At 42.6% G+C, this 17490-nt stretch carries 17 protein-coding genes; 13 read left to right on the top strand and 4 right to left on the bottom strand.

The window, feature by feature from the left end; genetic code table 11:
- The first annotated feature begins 80 nt into the window (after positions 1 to 80).
- Positions 81 to 782, top strand: a complete 702-nt coding sequence (locus H6G97_RS55300) for an after-VIT domain-containing protein (RefSeq protein WP_338421563.1) — start codon at positions 81 to 83, stop codon at positions 780 to 782.
- A gap of 30 nt (positions 783 to 812) precedes the next feature.
- Here the strand turns inward: H6G97_RS55300 and H6G97_RS02585 are convergent, their stop codons facing one another.
- Positions 813 to 1328 (bottom strand): hypothetical protein, encoded by a 516-nt coding sequence (locus H6G97_RS02585; RefSeq protein WP_190939161.1) that lies wholly within the window; start codon positions 1326 to 1328, stop codon positions 813 to 815.
- 512 nt (positions 1329 to 1840) lie between these two features.
- Between H6G97_RS02585 and H6G97_RS02580 the strand changes: the two genes are divergently transcribed.
- Positions 1841 to 2476, top strand: coding sequence for an esterase/lipase family protein (locus tag H6G97_RS02580; RefSeq protein ID WP_190939160.1), 636 nt, complete (start codon positions 1841 to 1843; stop codon positions 2474 to 2476).
- Positions 2477 to 2574: 98 nt separating this feature from the next.
- On the opposite strand, the gene H6G97_RS02575 is transcribed toward H6G97_RS02580, so the two are convergent.
- Positions 2575 to 3006: a VOC family protein gene (locus H6G97_RS02575; protein WP_190939159.1), complete on the bottom strand. Its 432-nt coding sequence runs from the start codon at positions 3004 to 3006 to the stop codon at positions 2575 to 2577.
- A 693-nt stretch (positions 3007 to 3699) separates the two neighbouring features.
- On the opposite strand from H6G97_RS02575, the gene H6G97_RS02570 reads away from it, so the two are divergent.
- The 4 genes from H6G97_RS02570 to H6G97_RS02555 all read left to right on the top strand — a co-directional run bounded on the left by H6G97_RS02570 (position 3700) and on the right by H6G97_RS02555 (position 9192).
- On the top strand, positions 3700 to 4536 hold the full coding sequence (locus H6G97_RS02570) for a TIGR00297 family protein (protein WP_190939158.1): 837 nt from the start codon (positions 3700 to 3702) through the stop codon (positions 4534 to 4536).
- A 289-nt stretch (positions 4537 to 4825) separates the two neighbouring features.
- On the top strand, positions 4826 to 5608 hold the full coding sequence (locus H6G97_RS02565) for a peptidylprolyl isomerase (RefSeq protein WP_190939157.1): 783 nt from the start codon (positions 4826 to 4828) through the stop codon (positions 5606 to 5608).
- Entirely contained in the window at positions 5557 to 8259 is a 2703-nt protein-coding gene (locus H6G97_RS02560) for a type I secretion system permease/ATPase (protein WP_190939156.1), read from the top strand. Before H6G97_RS02565 ends, H6G97_RS02560 begins: the two co-directional genes overlap by 52 nt.
- 624 nt (positions 8260 to 8883) lie before the next feature.
- Positions 8884 to 9192 carry an NIL domain-containing protein gene (locus H6G97_RS02555; protein ID WP_190939222.1) on the top strand — a complete coding sequence of 103 codons (309 nt, stop codon included), beginning with the start codon at positions 8884 to 8886 and terminating at the stop codon, positions 9190 to 9192.
- Between the two features lie 77 nt (positions 9193 to 9269).
- On the opposite strand, the gene H6G97_RS02550 is transcribed toward H6G97_RS02555, so the two are convergent.
- Both H6G97_RS02550 and H6G97_RS02545 read right to left on the bottom strand, forming a co-directional pair.
- On the bottom strand, positions 9270 to 9947 hold the full coding sequence (locus tag H6G97_RS02550; RefSeq protein ID WP_012407592.1) for a response regulator transcription factor: 678 nt from the start codon (positions 9945 to 9947) through the stop codon (positions 9270 to 9272).
- A gap of 328 nt (positions 9948 to 10275) precedes the next feature.
- Complete coding sequence (locus tag H6G97_RS02545; RefSeq protein ID WP_242054788.1) at positions 10276 to 10749, bottom strand: (2Fe-2S) ferredoxin domain-containing protein; 474 nt, start codon at positions 10747 to 10749, stop codon at positions 10276 to 10278.
- A gap of 308 nt (positions 10750 to 11057) precedes the next feature.
- Here H6G97_RS02545 and groES point away from each other — a divergent pair, with 308 nt between their 5' ends.
- The 7 genes from groES (at position 11058) to ureC (ending at position 17481) form a co-directional block, all read left to right on the top strand.
- Positions 11058 to 11369 (top strand): co-chaperone GroES, encoded by a 312-nt coding sequence (gene groES, locus H6G97_RS02540; protein WP_100898362.1) that lies wholly within the window; start codon positions 11058 to 11060, stop codon positions 11367 to 11369.
- 108 nt (positions 11370 to 11477) lie between these two features.
- Positions 11478 to 13112 carry a chaperonin GroEL gene (gene groL / locus H6G97_RS02535; RefSeq protein ID WP_190939155.1) on the top strand — a complete coding sequence of 545 codons (1635 nt, stop codon included), beginning with the start codon at positions 11478 to 11480 and terminating at the stop codon, positions 13110 to 13112.
- Between the two features lie 234 nt (positions 13113 to 13346).
- Positions 13347 to 14126: a class I SAM-dependent methyltransferase gene (locus tag H6G97_RS02530; protein WP_190939154.1), complete on the top strand. Its 780-nt coding sequence runs from the start codon at positions 13347 to 13349 to the stop codon at positions 14124 to 14126.
- 74 nt (positions 14127 to 14200) lie between these two features.
- Positions 14201 to 15040 (top strand): urease accessory protein UreD, encoded by an 840-nt coding sequence (locus H6G97_RS02525; RefSeq protein WP_190939153.1) that lies wholly within the window; start codon positions 14201 to 14203, stop codon positions 15038 to 15040.
- 39 nt (positions 15041 to 15079) lie between these two features.
- Positions 15080 to 15382 (top strand): urease subunit gamma, encoded by a 303-nt coding sequence (gene ureA / locus H6G97_RS02520; RefSeq protein ID WP_190939152.1) that lies wholly within the window; start codon positions 15080 to 15082, stop codon positions 15380 to 15382.
- Between the two features lie 14 nt (positions 15383 to 15396).
- Entirely contained in the window at positions 15397 to 15702 is a 306-nt protein-coding gene (locus tag H6G97_RS02515; RefSeq protein ID WP_190939151.1) for an urease subunit beta, read from the top strand.
- Between the two features lie 63 nt (positions 15703 to 15765).
- Positions 15766 to 17481 (top strand): urease subunit alpha, encoded by a 1716-nt coding sequence (gene ureC / locus H6G97_RS02510; protein ID WP_190939150.1) that lies wholly within the window; start codon positions 15766 to 15768, stop codon positions 17479 to 17481.
- Positions 17482 to 17490 lie beyond the last annotated feature (9 nt).

Raw genomic sequence — 17490 nt, 5'->3', positions numbered from 1 at the left:
AAACGTATAACCTCAAATTTGAGGAAACAGAAAATCTTGCTGTAGCGCAGTTATGGGGACGCGCCTACATCAAAGATTTGATGAATCAAATGGTAAGTTTTGAAACCAAAGCTGGTGTCGAGGCAGTTACACAAACAGCCTTAACTTATCAACTGCTTTCTCAATACACCGCTTTTGTTGCTGTCAGCGATGACGTGCGGGTTGAACCAGGAAGCGAATATATATCTATGCAAGTGCCAGTGCAAATGCCTGAAGCGGTTAGTTACCAAGGAGTGTTTGGCAGTCTTCCTGGTGGTTTTGCGCGTAAAAGTCCAAGGCGAGCGGCATTAGCATCAGATTTTCTCCGGCAAAGGCGATCGCCACCCTCAGCAGAAGCTCCAGATTTTCTCCGGCAAAGGCGATCGCCACAATCCCCAGTAGCGAAAGAAGCCGATATCCCTTTTAAGAGCTTTGATTCCCAGAGGATGGAACAAGGTGAAATATCAGATGCAGCCATCAACCATCAGTTAGAAGTAATCAGCGTCACTGGCTTAGATGAAACAGGAATTGCTGACCTAACCCAACACCTTCAAAAACTAAGCTTTCCTTCAGGCTTCAGTGGTGAAATTGTCTTTGAGTTCACCGTCAACAAAGGTCGCGTAGGACAGGTAGTGTTGGATGAAAAAGCGTCAACCCTAAAAAATGCAGTTGTAGTGGAGAAAATTAAGCGATCGCTCCTACTTTGGAGAGTTTCCCCATCTACAACTGGCAAAGTTATCTTAACCTTGCATATTCACGTTTAATCTATAGATATCGTAAATTTACGTTCTCTATCAATTATTAGGTGTTTTAACCTGACGTGCCATTTCTAGGTAAGCACTCATATTGGCTCCTGGACGCCGACGACTATTAGAGCTAGTCGTCGAAGGAGCGAGATATTTAGGCGCAAAGGTAGTTTCTTTTGGCTCCTCTTTCAGGACTTTGGCTGCTGCGGCTTTTGCCTTTTTGCCCGGTTCAACTTTAAGACCCTCAGCAGTCTGGACAAGCGTAACATCGGCTGGTTTGGAATTTTTAGCTGATTTTTCCTTAGTTTTAGCTGCGGCGGTTTTTGTTCCGTTCAATGAATCTGGCTTGGATGCTTCTGGTGCATCAGAGGCACCTGTTGCCGTTACTTTCTTAGCATTCGATACAGTTGTCTCTGCTACTTTCTTCGCGTTCGATGCTACCTCTTTAGCAGCATCTTTGGCTTCGTCTAATTCCAAGAAGTAGCCGTTGCTTTTGTTTTTCCCTCGTAACAGTCCAGTAATGAAACCCAGAATACCCGAAATTAAATTTTTGATAAAATCCATTACAATTACTCCTGCCTTTTACCTTTTATATTTGGAACTCAACCGTAATTATTAATAATTACGACTAAATGTTACATTTTCTGCTTTGCGTCACCCCGTTCTGGTGACAACCCTTATAGGTTTGTGCTTAATTAACATTGTAGTAAAACTACAGGGCAAATGTTCTGTTGCAAGCATTTGCAACCTGGATACACCAAGAACTAATTATTAAATTTTACCGTAACGAAGAGCAAGATTCTGAAAGCAAGCTTTACAATAATTAACATTTCTTTGTTTGTTAAATATTTAATTGAAGTTAAGCAAGCATTTTACTCTCAACCAGTGGGAGGAGTGTCATAGCCTATTGGCAGATGTCAAGATTAATTTGTTAAATTTTATACAACCTGTAGTCAGAAGGATTTCAGTTTAGCAAAAATATCTCTAAAAGAATCCGAAAAGCAATAGCTTAATTTTGTAGAGCAGTATGTACCTACAAAAGTAAAATACACCCCTTAATCCAGCCAATTTTGTAAATGAACATTGAAAATCAACAATTCAATCCCGTTTTGTTAATACACGGGATTGACGATACAGAGGCAGTTTTCCATAAAATGAGGGCAAACTTAATACAACAAGGCTTGCCTGTACATACACTGAATTTAGTACCAAATAATGGTGATGTGGGTCTTGATGAATTGGCAAAGCAGATAGCCGATTATGTTACGGCTACCTTTGCATCAGAACAACGCCTAGATTTAGTAGGCTTCAGCATGGGAGGAATTGTCAGCCGTTACTACGTCCAACGACTAGGAGGAATTAACCGCGTGCAGCGGTTTATCACAATCTCTTCACCCCATCATGGAACTGTAGTTGCTTATGGTTCTCGGCGTCCTGGTTGCTTACAAATGCGCCCCGACAGCATTTTTCTCAAAGATTTAAATTCTGATGCTGTAACATTGGGGCAGCTAGATTTTACGTCGATTTGGACACCTTATGATTTGATGATTGTTCCAGCCAATAGTTCACAAATGTCTGTAGGACGTGAAGTAATAGTCCCTGTCCCTCTACACCCCTGGATGCTGACAGACTCCAGGAGTTTAACAGTAGTCACAGCAGCTTTAAAAGAGCCTATTAAGCTACCCTTGCTGAAGAAAAAATCCAGTCAGTAGCTAGGATGCTTACCACGCTGAATTTATTTATCTTTAATTACGAATTACGTTAGCGTAGCGGTAGCGATGTAGGAGCGTCATTACGAATTACAAATTACTTAAGTCCTATCCCCAATTTGTGTATGTTCGTAACTTCCAAAAATCGCCTCTGGGTGACGATAATACTTAAATTCCATGAGGTTATAAAAGGGATCTTCTAAAAAGAAAGTCCGATGTTCAAGAGGAGAACCAACAAAGCGATTTTTGCTTTCCTCACGAAAAAGTAACTGTTGTTGTTGTGCCCTTTCTAGTAAATCTTGCCAATCACGTTCTTGGGTAAAAATTAGCCCAAAGTGTCGGGTATAGATGGTAGCTTGCGCTATCAAGGCTTCTCTGGTAACGTGAGCCACTAGTTGATGACCGTAGAGATTGAGAATCAAAGCGTGACGGTTTTCACGACCAGGAATGCAGCCCAAGCCATCCACGTAATATGCTTTTGTTTGGGCAATGTCAGCCACAGGGAAAGCCAGATGGAATAAAGTTTGACTCATAGGTTGTGTCAAAAAGATTAGTAGTTGCTCGATCTACAATTTATGCTGTTAGGTTTTGATTGTGGTCAAGTTGAATACAGTTTTAATTAACATTAACTTATATCCTTTATGCTTATAACTCAGATCGGGGACTAAGTAATACTTTCTTTAGCCATATATCTATAGCTATGACTTCGCCCTGTCTTTATTATATAATTTATACTTAATTATTGAGAGAGCTGCTTTGTCTTGTGCAGCTATAGTAATTTAGGTTTATGTTGGCACACATTTAATAACCTAGATTTAATCACTTACAACTTATGGTGTTTTAGTAACTGAACACACTCAATAAAAGTTCTTTGGGTGTTTACGTACTCAAAGAGTCTACCCGACTAAACAGAAGTTTTGCATTTTGTTTGATCCGCGTTATTTAGTCAATATTGCAGTGTATATCTAAGATATTGTTTCAAGTTATATACGCTTGGCTTTGTGAAAAATAGTAGGTTGGGTTAAGCATAGCGAAACCGAACAAATAGTTGATAATGTAGGGTTTCGTTCCTCAAGTCAACCTAAACCACTTTTAGTTTTTACCTTTAACCCAAGCGTATTGGTTTATAGTTTTACACTCTGCTTTCAAAGCGATAGCTATGCTATTTAGTTAATATACAAACATATTACTTTAGCAGCAGAGGTTTTAGAAATTAAGCATTAAGCATGACAATTCGCTATTCTGTTGATATTCAAACAAAATTACTCATGACTTTAATTAATTCTGTAAATCCCTGGCTAATAGCAGTAGTATTAAATACAATCTTATTGGGTTTAGCTTGGATTGCCCCGAAAAAACTACTTACCCCTGCTGGATTATTCCATGCGTGGTTTTTGGCCATCTTAATTTGGGTAACTCTTGATTGGAAAGGATATGCAGTAGTAATGTTCTATTTTCTGGTTGGTTCTGGCGTTACTCGTATCGGTATGGCGCAGAAGGAGGCAGAAGGAATTGCCGAAAAACGCTCTGGCGCGAGAGGCCCAGAAAATGTTTGGGGTTCCGCTTTGACTGGGGCGCTGTGTGCCTTGGGAGTAGGGATGATTAATTCGGGATTTTTCGTACCTAGTCCCCAATCCCTAGTTCCCAATCCTCAGTCTCTATTATTGTTAGGCTATGTAGCGAGTTTCAGTACCAAGCTGGCTGACACCACCGCCAGCGAAGTCGGTAAAGCTTATGGTAAAAACACCTTTCTCATTACCACACTCCAACCAGTGCCACGGGGTACAGAAGGGGCGGTAAGCTTGGAGGGGACTTTAGCTGGTATTGTGGCTTCTGTAGCGATCGCATTTGTTGGTTGGGGAGTTGGTTTAATTGATCTATTGGGAGTCGCTTGGTGTGTGCTGGCAGCATTTATTGCTACCAACTTAGAAAGTGTGATTGGCGCGACACTGCAATCTAAGTATACTTGGCTGACCAATGAAGTAGTAAATATTTTTAATACATTAATCGGTGCGATCGCAGCTGTGCTAATTGCTTGGGCATGGATAAGTTTCATTAAGTAAATCGCTGAAAATAAACAATTACTCGTTTATGTGGGGCATTGGTAGAAAATAAATAATTTGCCTTACTATTGCGCTAAAGCTAATATTTTAAATCCTGTTTTGTCCCCGCGAGACTGTAAAAGAGATTATGGAAAATTAGATGATTTCTTAGCCATATAATTTTTTGGCGATCTAGGCATAATTAGTTCATGGAATCTTTATCATTTTTGACAGTTAATCACTAGATGATTTCTATATGATTTAATTTAAAAGTCCTATAATTGTTTCACAATTTTCACATAATTAGTTCATGGAATCTTTATCATTTTTGACAATTGATGACCAAATAATTTCTATTGAGGAAGCAGTAAAGTACCTGCAAGCCTCGGGGAAATTGGGACAGTTCATCGGGGATATCCTCCGCCAGTACGTAATTGAGGAAGAAATCCGAACCCGAGACGATATTGAAATTGGCACAGCAATAACTGAACAGGCAATTATTGACTTTAGGCTGAAAAATCAACTGACTGACCCCCAAAGTTTTCAAGAATGGTTAAAGGCTAATAATACAGATTACGCTACCTTTCACACATCGGTTACTTTCGGTTACAAGTTAGAAAAACTGAAAGCTGTAGTCACGGAATCAAAACTCCAAGAATATTTTATTGAACGCAAAATTTTTTTGGATCGGATAGTGCTTTCTCGGATCGTTGTTGATAATCGAGAATTGGCAGACGAACTACACACCCAAATTGAAGAAGGAGGTAGTTTTGAACAACTAGCTAAAGAGTATTCACTTTCAGATGACCGAATTATGAACGGCATGATGGGAATTATCAGCCGAGGCAGTATGCCGGATATATTACGGGCAGCTATTGATGTGGCCAGTCCTGGACAATTGGTAGGACCAATAGAAATCGTTGGCAAAGACTCTCCGCAAGGAGAAGGACCTTATGGTTTGTTTCGAGTAGAACAATTTCTGCCAGCGTCTTTAGAAGATACTCAACTACAGCAAGCACTACAAAATGAGTTGTTTGAGAAATGGCTAGCAGAGAAAATTCAAAAACTGACAGTCAAGTTACAAGTGAGTTAAAAATTCTGGATAATGAATCTTTACGATTAAAAGTGCTAGCTTCTTTGCCTTGGAATCAGCCACCACTATACTGGCTGACTCCCGAACAACAATCCCAATTAGAAAATGAGTCCCAAACCCGCCAGTATCGTCTGGGAGAAAAAATCTGGTCAAACGATGTCGGCGGTTATCAATTCTTAATTGTGGCTGGGAAAGTCCGCTTGCGAGAAGAGGGAGTTAGCAAACCAATAGCCGCTCTAGATGCGGGGGATTGGTTTGGCGACTTGCAAAAGTTGTCTGCGGATTTCAAAGCTGTAGCCGCTAGTAAAGAAGTAGTAGTAGTTTGTTGGCATACTGCGCTGTGGAATGAATTTTCTAACCCACAAATTCAGGAGTTCTGGCAAGTGTTGCCAGTGGAAATGGACGGAGAAAGAGAAACATTTTCCTTCTCTTCCAATCCTTCACTAATATCAGCCTCGGATGGAACTTCCAGCCCCCATAGTCTCCAACCTCAAAGAGGACTTCCAGCCGCCAATCTAATTATCTCAAATTACCCCTTTGTTGCTAGCTGGAACACTGCTGCTGCTTGTTTAACAATGGTGGCGCAACAGTTAGAAAATTCTGTGCAACTGGAATGGGTACAACGCCAACTCAGAGGACAACGCCCAAAACAAGTTGTAGAAGCAGGGGAAAAGTTAGGGTTAGTGTTGCGGCGGTTACAAGTGAATTGGGGTGAGTTGCGACAGCTGTCATTTCCAGCTTTACTACTGTGGAATTCTGACTCACCCCAGAGTCCATCCTGGGTGGTAGCTTATGGAGTTAAAGGCGATCGCTTAATTATCGCTAACCCTCTAAATCCCGAACGAACTTGTGAAAGTTTGCCGCAGTCAATAGTTGAAGCGTCTTGGGATGGACGATTTTGGCAAGTAGAACTCATATCCCAGCAAGAAAAATTTAACCTTAGTTGGTTCACCCCAGCGGTTTGGAAGTATAAGGGATTGCTAATAGAAGTATTGTTAGCATCTTTTACCTTGCAGCTTTTAGGGTTAACAACACCGCTAATTACGCAAGTTGTCATTGATAAAGTGATGGTGCAAGGGAGTTTGCCGACTCTCGATGTGATGGCGATCGCACTTTTGTCCGTAGCCATATTTGAGTCCATACTAGGCATTCTGCGCTTATTCATCTTTACCCATACAGCTCGTCGTCTGGATTTGAGTTTATCAGCACAGCTATTTCGGCATCTGATGCGTCTGCCATTAGCTTATTTTGAGTCGCGGCGCGTCGGAGACACAGTAGCACGAGTCCAGGAACTCGAACAAATTCGTCAGTTTCTCACAGGTACAGCATTAACTGTCATTTTAGATAGCATCTTTGCTGTGGTGTACCTGGCATTGATGTTTTACTATAACGTCCCACTTACCTTTGTCGCCTTAGCAGTACTGCCACTGTTTGCCACATTAACGATAGTTGCAACACCAATTCTGCGTAACTGGCTCAACGAAACTTTTAACCGGAGTGCCGATAGTCAATCGTTTCTAGTAGAGACAATCACCGGAATTCACTCCGTTAAAGCCCATGCAGCCGAACCAGTAGCCCGCGATCGCTGGGAAGGCTTATTTGCTCGCTTCATTCGCACAGGTTTTAAAGCCTCTACTACCTCCAATATCAGCAGCAACATTGGTGACTTTCTCACCAATTTTTCCACCATGCTGATTCTCTGGTTTGGTGCCAAGTTAGTCATCGAACAAAAGCTCACAGTCGGACAGCTAGTTGCATTTCAAATGCTGTCTGGTAGAGTCACAGGCCCACTTTTGCGTTTAGTACAGTTGTGGCAAAACCTTCAACAAGTGCTACTTTCTGTAGATCGTATTGGTGATATTCTTAACGTCTCCCCAGAAGCAGAACTGGGAACTGGTCTAGTTTTACCACCCTTAAAAGGACAAGTCACCTTCGAGCAAGTATTTTTCCGCTACCGGCCGAACTTTGAAGCAATTCTGCGGGGAATCTCTTTCAATGCTGAACCAGGGCAATTTGTTGGTATTGTCGGACGCAGCGGTTCTGGTAAAAGTACCCTGTCTAAGCTATTGCAACGCCTCTATCAAATTGAATCAGGACGCATCCTGATTGATGGTTTTGATATTAAAAGTGCCGATTTAGCATCACTGCGGCAACAAGTTAGTGTAGTTCTCCAAGAAGACTTTTTATTCAACGGTTCCATTTTGGAAAATATCACTCTCGGTACTCCTGACATTACCGCAGAGCAAGTAGTAGAAGCGGCAAGATTAGCAGTAGCTCATGACTTCATCAGTCAATTACCCTACGGTTACGAAACCAATGTGGGTGAACGTGGTACCGCCTTGTCTGGTGGACAGAGACAACGTATTGCCCTAGCAAGGTTATTTCTTTCCCAAGCGCCAATTTTAGTTTTGGATGAAGCTACCAGCGCTTTGGATAGTGAAACTGAACAGCAAGTACTGCAAAACCTACAAAAAGTTTCTGCAAACCGTACCGTGTTCTTGATTGCTCACCGCTTTGCCCCCCTCAAACGTGCTGATTTGATTTTGGTATTGGAGCAAGGCATGATTGCCGAACGTGGTACTCATTCACAGTTGTTGCAACAAAAGGGTTTGTATTGGTCATTATATCAACGGCAGCAAGCAAACATTTAGTAGATTTAACCAGTAGTATTTCAAGCTAGTTTTGAGAGTTTGTAGTCAGGACTTTATTTAAAGCTTAGAAAATAAGGGCTAAAGTCCTGACTGCGAACTTGCTTACTCATCAATTTAAATTTGACAGACTGCTAGCTCAAAGCTTGTGGCTATATAAAAAAAGCTCAAAGCTTGTCAAGCGGCTAGAGGAGACTTTTTGGTAAATGGAGCATAACTTCATTCGCCATTTAAATTTGCTTCTAAACTTGTCATGTAACAGGATGAGAAATATTGCGATCGCAAATATCAGTCATACAAGTCAAGGATTGACATACTCCTCGGCGTAAACGCACGAGGATTTTAATTCATGGGTAATTTTACTTAAGTATTAATTAAATTAGGGGTACAACAATTGTTGTACCCCTAAAGATTAACTATATTCAATCCGATCAAAAACCAATACAGAATAATAATCAACCTCGGAACTACCGGATTATAAGCAATTCTTCACATTTAATACATCTAGATTAGTGGTTTGCCAATGCAAATACTTTTTTGCTTGCCTGCGTGGGATAAGTGACGCTAGTGTTAAAAGAAATCGTGCAAAGCAAAACCCTCATCCCAGAAGTCCAATAGGAAGCTATAATAGCAATTCCAAATAAAGAAGTAAAATCTAATACTGATATTTTAAATAAGAGACGCACCCAAACTCGTATCCAGGTTCGCATTCCTAAAGACTTGCATGAGGAACCAGTCATTTCACGACTGGTTTCTCACTATGGCATTACAGTCATTATTGCTGATGCTCAGGTAAGCGCAAACGTGCCACAACATAGCTGCTTCGATTTGGAACTGCAAGGTACTGTTTCCCAAATTGAAAGCGCCCTAACTTACCTGGATGAGCTGGATTTAGAAGTTTTGCACCAATCCAGCCCTGAAAAAGATGGGTGGTAAATCTTAGTTAGGAGTTAGGAGTTAGAAGTTAAAAAATTCATAATTCATAACTCCTAACTTTTAACTCTTAACTTTGTTTAAGCCATTTGATTTTCAATCGCCCACCGCGCTAGTTCAGTGCGGTTGTGGAGATTGGTTTTGCCCAACATATTGGACACATGGCTTTCAACCGTGCGCTGACTAACATTTAGTTCTTCAGCAATTTCCCGGTTAGCTAGACCCCTGGCGACGAACTGGACTACTTTCAGTTCGGTTGGGGTTAATTGCACATCGAAGGGAACCTGGATACGGGAACCGTTTTCGCCTCCTTTAGCTTGGTGTTCTTTCCAACGGATAGTTTGTTTCAGCGAGGATTCAACTTGCGCTACGAGTTCTTCTGGTTCAAAGGGTTTGACCATATAAACATCAGCACCTTTATTCAGACCCTTAACTCGGTCTGCACTTTGTCCTTTAGCTGAAAGGAAAAGAACCGGAATCCAACTGGTGCGTTCGTTTTGCCGGACTTGCTCTACAAAAGTATATCCGTCCATTTCCGGCATCATCACATCGCAGATGATCATGTCTGGAACATCTTGCTCTAAAATTTCCAGAGCTTCACGTCCATTTTCGGCGGTGATGACTTCATATCCCCGGAATTCTAAGTAATCCTTCACCAGCAAGATGAGGTTAGGGTCATCATCAATCAATAGAAGTCGTTTGTGATCTTTCATGCTGGGCTCTTTCATAGCAGTGGCACTTGTCGCGCTTCGGTCCATCAAAGTCTTGAATATTTATCCTCTATGGTGGGTTATTCGAGATGTTGTCCTTTTTCCTACTTAACTTGCCTTTGCTGTCTCGAAGTCTCAAAAATGCCGAGCACTTTCAATAGACTAGTAGCTCGATAGCAAAAGTCCAGCAAGGATACGTATAGCAGTAGTATCTATAATGCGCTATTATATATCGCATTGAAAGGGGCGGGGTAAAAAACACTGATAAAACAATAATCCTTCTGACTCACAAGTAAGTATTGGCTTAAAGATGACCCTACCTCAAAACCAACCCGCACTTTCTTTAAGCTTACTGCTATACCATATCCTTTGGTTGTTAAGCCTCTATAAGGTGTTCACAAGAAACTAGGGAAGTTTCTGGCAAAGGATGGGTTAAAAACGCATATTTTTCTACCACCTTATTGCCTATTAAGTGTTCTCGGTCAGTCCGCAGGGTAACTTCCGGGTTTTCTTGGCGACACCAGACACCATCAGGGTAAACCACCATTATGGGTCTAGAACAAGAAACACGCAAGCAGTTGGCTTCAGTTCTAAAAACGCAAATGGGATGACTCTGTTGCGGTTCATCAAGTTTTAACTCTTTAAATCGCTTTTTTAAGTATTCCCAGGATTCCAGACTAGCTCGTTTTGAGCCACAATTGGCAATTGCCTGGTCAGCGCCAATAAAAATGTGGCGCTGAATTTTTGCAAGTCCTAAACTTTCTACACAATTGCTCAGGGCTTTATGTTTTAGAGACTTAGTGGTTTTGGGGATTTGATGGCTGGCCTGGATCACGCTATTGTTACTCATTGAGCGGCTTCCTGATTACAGTTCTATAACAATTTCCCACCTTTGAAAATAGAAAAGGAATGGGGACGAATTCTCATAACTCCTAACTTTCTAGTACAGAGACGATTAATCGCATCTCTCCCTACTCTCTTCGTAGCTTACGGAACAGAACCCGCAAGGTAGAAATAATTAAGCATTTGTACTTAAGTACATCTATTACCCTGTAGTTCGGGAACCCGTACTAAAGGAATTCTTGCCATTGGATGCAATTTTTCGGTAGATTAGCACTCAGGAGTTGAGAGTGCTAATCTCTAAAGGAAAGAAATAATATGGCAGCTTTATCTCTAAGCGTTTCTACAGTTAAACCTTTAGGCGATCGCGTTTTCGTAAAAGTGAACGCCTCTGAGGAAAAGACCGCAGGTGGTCTATATTTGCCCGATACCGCCAAGGAAAAGCCCCAGGTAGGGGAAGTAGTGGCTCTTGGCCCTGGCAAGCGTAATGACGACGGAAACCGTCAGGAATTGGAAATCAAAGTCGGCGATAAGGTGCTGTACTCGAAGTACGCTGGCACTGACATCAAACTCGGCACCGAAGAATATGTACTGCTTTCTGAAAAAGATATTTTAGCAGTCGTTATCTAGTGGGGAGTGGGGAATGGGGAATAGGAAAGAGTTTTCCCGATGCCCAATGCCCAATACCCAATGCCTAATTCAACAAAAAATAGACTTACTCCCGGAATTTAGACACCTATGGCAAAGCGCATTATCTACAACGAAAACGCCCGTCGCGCCTTGGAACGAGGCATTGACATCCTGGCTGAGGCTGTAGCTGTTACCCTTGGCCCCAAAGGTCGTAACGTAGTCCTAGAAAAGAAATTTGGCGCACCGCAAATTGTTAATGACGGTGTAACGATCGCCAAAGAAATCGAATTAGAAGACCACATTGAAAACACTGGTGTAGCTCTGATTCGTCAAGCTGCTTCTAAGACCAATGATGCTGCGGGCGATGGCACCACCACTGCTACCGTTTTAGCTCATGCGATCGTCAAAGAAGGCTTGCGGAACGTTGCAGCTGGTGCTAACGCAATTTCGCTGAAGCGCGGTATTGACAAAGCTACTGGCTTCCTCGTAGAGAAAATTGCTGAACACGCCCGTCCAGTGGAAGATTCCAAAGCCATTGCCCAAGTTGGTGCGATCTCGGCTGGTAATGACGAAGAAGTTGGTCAGATGATTGCCCAAGCAATGGACAAGGTGGGCAAGGAAGGCGTAATTTCCCTAGAAGAAGGGAAATCTATGTTCACCGAGTTGGAAATCACTGAAGGGATGCGCTTTGACAAAGGCTACATCTCTCCTTATTTCGCTACCGACCCTGAGCGGATGGAAGCGGTTTTTGATGAGCCTTTCATACTGCTGACCGATAAGAAAATCGCTTTGGTACAAGACCTTGTACCAGTGTTAGAGCAAGTAGCTCGTGCTGGTCGTCCTTTGGTGATTATCGCCGAAGATATTGAAAAAGAAGCTTTGGCAACTTTGGTTGTAAACCGTTTGCGTGGTGTACTCAACGTAGCTGCTGTTAAGGCTCCTGGCTTTGGCGATCGCCGCAAAGCACTACTAGAAGACATTGCTGTTTTAACTGGTGGTCAACTAATTACCGAAGATGCTGGTTTGAAGCTGGATAACACCAAGCTGGATAGCCTGGGTAAAGCTCGCCGGATCACCATCACTAAGGACAGCACCACAATTGTTGCCGAAGGTAACGAAGCTGCTGTTAAGGCTCGTGTAGAACAGATTCGTCGTCAAATCGATGAAACCGAATCTTCTTACGATAAAGAGAAATTACAAGAGCGTCTTGCTAAACTCTCTGGTGGTGTCGCTGTCGTGAAAGTGGGTGCAGCGACCGAAACCGAAATGAAAGACAAGAAGTTGCGCCTAGAAGACGCTATCAACGCCACCAAAGCTGCTGTGGAAGAAGGTATTGTTCCTGGCGGTGGTACAACTCTGGCTCACCTTGCTCCTGAATTGGAAGTTTGGGCAAAGAGCAATCTTAAGGATGAAGAGTTGATTGGTGCTTTGATTGTCGTTCGCGCCTTACCTGCACCTCTGAAGCGGATTGCTGAAAACGCTGGTCAGAATGGTGCTGTGATCGCTGAACGCGTGAAAGAGAAAGACTTCAACGTTGGCTACAACGCTGCGACAAACGAATTCGTCGATTTGTTAGCTGCTGGTATTGTTGACCCTGCTAAAGTGACTCGTTCTGCTCTGCAAAACGCTGCTTCCATCGCTGGTATGGTGTTGACAACCGAATGTATTATAGTTGACAAGCCTGAGCCTAAAGATAGCGCTCCTGCTGGCGCTGGCGCTGGTGGCGGCGACTTCGATTACTAATACTTTGTAGTTACATAATTTGTAAAACAGCTGCTTCCTTTATGGAGGTGGCTGTTTTTTTGTTTGAACTGTCTTTGATGAAGCTGTTGCGGAGGCTAGGATACAAAGGGCGCAAAAATAGTAGTACAAATATTCTGCTAATGAATGAACACTATAAAAATAACAGTAATTCTTATCGTATTGCTTTTCTAAACTACAGTGCTCGCACGATTTTCTACTTTTCCCTAAAAACCCATGAGCCAAATTAATCCTGAAAGAACTCCGTTACATACCTTAAACCCACTCAACCGATTTTCTGACAGAGCAGAAGATTATGTAAAATATCGACCAAGTTATCCCGCAGATGCAATTAATATTATCTTGGAAGGATTAGGTGAAAATTCACAACTCGTAGCAGCAGATATTGGTGCAGGTACAGGAATTGCCTCAAGATTGTTAGCTGAACGGGGGGTTAATGTCATAGCCATAGAACCAAACGCGGCGATGCGAGAAGCTGCTCAAGCACATCCTTTGATAGAGTTTCGTGATGGAACAGCAGAATTTACCCAACTACCTGATAATTCAGTTGATTTAGTTACTTGTTTTCAAGCTTTCCACTGGTTCAATCCCGAACCAAGTTTATTGGAATTTCACCGCATTTTAAAACCATCGGCACGCTTGGGTGTGGTGTGGAATAACCGCGATCAAGAAGATACGTTAACTACAGAATATAGCCGAATAGTCCGCGAAGCATCTGATAATCATCCAGCAGAATCTCGAATGCAGTCGGTAGAGCCACTGTTAGTTACTCCCTATTTTATTAACATCCGTGAATATACTTTTACTTATAGGCAACAGTTAGATTTAACTGGACTTATTGGCCGAGCAATGAGCGTTTCTTATCTCCCGCGTGAAGGCTTGGGATATAAACAGCTTATTGATAGGTTTCAAGAATTATATCAGCGCTTTTGTGATAAAAGTGGTTTTGTCTATATGGTCTATCGCACTAGCGTATACCTTTGCGATAAACAATAATAAATTGCAAGTAAAGTAGCAGAAAATGCATTAAATAAATATAAGGTATCTGAACTTTAATCTTGAATTTATAAATGACCTGCAATCCCCAAATAGCAGAAGGTTGGCATGGCAAACTTAATTTAGTCTATGCCGATCGCAAAGGCACAACCCAATTAATTTACAATCACCAACAAGCGCCCCTGAAGGTACAACGTCCATTTTATCCAGAAGGGGAAAAAGTTTGTCATAGCGTAATTTTACACACGGCTGGGGGAATGGTAGGAGGCGATCGCTTATCCTCTAACATCCACCTCCAACCCCAAACCCAAGCCTTAATCACTACAGCTGCTGCAAGCAAAATATACCGCAGCAATGGCTTACAAGCTAGACAAACCATCCAGATGCAAGTTGATGCTGGTGCTTGTTTGGAGTGGTTGCCGCAAGAAACAATTTTATTTAATGACGCAATTTATCGGCAAGATTTACGGGTAGAATTAGCAACCGGGGCTAGTTGGTTAGGCTGGGAAATTACCCGATTTGGTCGCAGTGCTAGGGGAGAAAAATTCTTACAAGGGGAATGGCGATCGCACACCGAAATTTGGCAACAAGATGTTCCATTGTGGATTGATCGGCAATGGGTACGGGGTAGCGAAGAAACTTTTCACAGTCTCCACGCATTGGCTGGAAAACCAATTGTAGGTAGTCTAGTTTGGGTTGGTGGTGCAGTTTCAGGAGAAATTGTTGAAAAAACACGAAATTTATGGGATGGGGAAGGAGAAGCGGGTGTTAGTCGCTTACAACATGGATTATTGTGTCGATATCGCGGTGCTTCTACATCTGAGGTGAGAAACTGGTTTATTGATGTTTGGCAAATGCTGCGAGTTTCTTTTTTAAATCGTGGTAATTGTATACCAAGAGTGTGGCAGGTTTAAACGAACCGCAGAGGCGCAGAGAACACAGAGGAGGTAAGAATGCAACTTACGCCGCAGGAAAAAGATAAGCTACTAATTTTTACTGCTGCTTTATTAGCAGAAAGACGGAAAGGAAGGGGTTTAAAACTGAATTATCCCGAAGCGATCGCTTATATTTCTGCTGCCATTTTAGAAGGTGCAAGGGATGGGCAAACTGTAGCTGAATTGATGAGTTACGGTACAACTCTATTGACGCGAGATGATGTCATGGAAGGAATAGCAGAAATGGTGCATGAAGTGCAGGTAGAAGCTACTTTTCCTGATGGTACAAAGTTAGTAACAGTACATAATCCAATTCGTTAATTTTTGAATTTATTATGATTCCTGGGGAAATTATCACACCAGCAGGTGAAATTGAACTAAATGTTGGTCGTCCAACTATAAAATTGCAAGTGTCAAATACAGGCGATCGCCCCATACAAGTCGGTTCCCATTATCACTTTTATGAAGTCAACACCGCCTTAAACTTTGACAGAGAACAAGGGCGAGGAATGCGCCTCGATATCCCAGCAGGAACCGCAGTCCGCTTTGAACCAGGGGATGAAAAAGAAATAACTCTAATCCCCCTCGTTGGTACTCGCCAAGTCTACGGCTTCAACGCCAAAATTAACGGAAACCTCTAAAAACCCTCTGCGTACCTCTGCGCTTCCCTCCGCGTCCCTTTGCGTTAAAAAGAAGGATTTTATATGCCTTACAGAATGGATCGCCGCGCCTACGCCGAAACTTATGGCCCCACAGTAGGCGATCGCATCCGACTTGCAGACACTGAATTATTTATTGAAGTTGAACAAGATTTCACCACTTACGGCGACGAAGTGAAATTTGGCGGTGGTAAAGTCATCCGCGATGGGATGGGACAATCCCCCATTTCTAACGCCGATGGTGCTGTTGATTTAGTAATTACTAATGCCTTAATTCTCGATTGGTGGGGTATTGTCAAAGCGGATATTGGCATTAAAGATGGCAAGATTTTCAAAATTGGTAAAGCCGGAAATCCTTATATTCAAAATAATGTAGGTATTATTATTGGCCCCGGTACTGAAGCCTTAGCTGGTGAAGGAATGATTCTCACTGCTGGCGGTATTGATGCCCATATTCATTTTATTTGTCCCCAACAAATTGAAGTTGCGATCGCTTCCGGTATTACCACCATGATCGGCGGTGGTACTGGCCCAGCTACAGGTACAAATGCCACTACCTGTACCCCCGGCCCTTGGAATATTTACCGAATGTTGCAAGCTGCTGATGCTTTTCCCGTCAACTTAGGATTTTTGGGCAAAGGTAACGCCAGTCAACCTCAAGGACTTGTAGAACAAGTAGCTGCCGGTGCAATGGGGTTAAAACTTCATGAAGACTGGGGAACCACACCCGCAGCAATTGATACCTGCCTCAGCGTTGCTGATGAATATGATGTGCAAGTAGCGATTCATACTGATACCCTAAACGAAGCCGGATTTGTCGAAGATACGATCACCGCTTTCAAGAATCGTACCATCCACACCTACCACACCGAAGGCGCAGGTGGAGGACACGCACCAGATATCATCAAAGTTTGCAGCCAAGCCAATGTTTTACCATCTTCTACCAATCCCACACGTCCTTACACCCTCAACACCTTAGACGAACACCTGGATATGTTGATGGTATGCCATCACCTCGACCCAGCGATCGCTGAAGATGTCGCTTTTGCCGAATCTCGCATCCGTCGGGAAACCATTGCTGCTGAAGACATTTTGCACGACTTAGGCGCATTTAGCATGATTTCTTCCGATTCTCAGGCTATGGGAAGAGTAGGCGAAGTGATAATTCGCACCTGGCAGACATCCCACAAAATGAAAGTGCAACGGGGAACTCTTAACCCACAAGGGACAGAGCAAAAAGCAGACAACTTTAGGGCAAAAAGATATGTTGCTAAGTATACTATTAACCCAGCGATCGCTCACGGAATTGCTGAATATGTGGGTTCAGTGGAAGAAGGAAAATTAGCAGATTTATGTTTATGGCGTCCGGCATTTTTTGGCGTGAAACCAGAGATAGTGATTAAAGGTGGAATGATTGCATGGTCGCAAATGGGCGATGCTAACGCCAGTATTCCCACACCGCAACCAGTGTATATGCGGCCGATGTTTGGCAGTTTTGCAGGGGCGCGTCATGCCACATCATTAACTTTTGTTTCCCAAGCAGCTTTAGAGAACGAAATTCCCAGCCAGCTAGGTTTACAAAAAGCAGCAGTTGCAGTTTCTGGGACACGCCAATTAAGTAAGCAGGATATGAAGCTGAATGATGTACTACCCCACATAGAAGTAGATCCAGAAACATATCAAGTCAGGGCGGATGGCGAGTCGCTGATTTGTGAACCTGCGACAGTTTTACCAATGGCACAGAGGTACTTTTTGTTTTAGAGTTACGAT

Origin of the sequence: Nostoc flagelliforme FACHB-838 (genome assembly GCF_014698065.1) — a bacterium.
In the GTDB taxonomy this organism is placed as follows: Bacteria; Cyanobacteriota; Cyanobacteriia; order Cyanobacteriales; family Nostocaceae; genus Nostoc; species Nostoc flagelliforme_B.
Note: the sequence above shows the minus strand (reverse complement) of the source record. Positions and strands in the feature narration are given on the sequence as shown.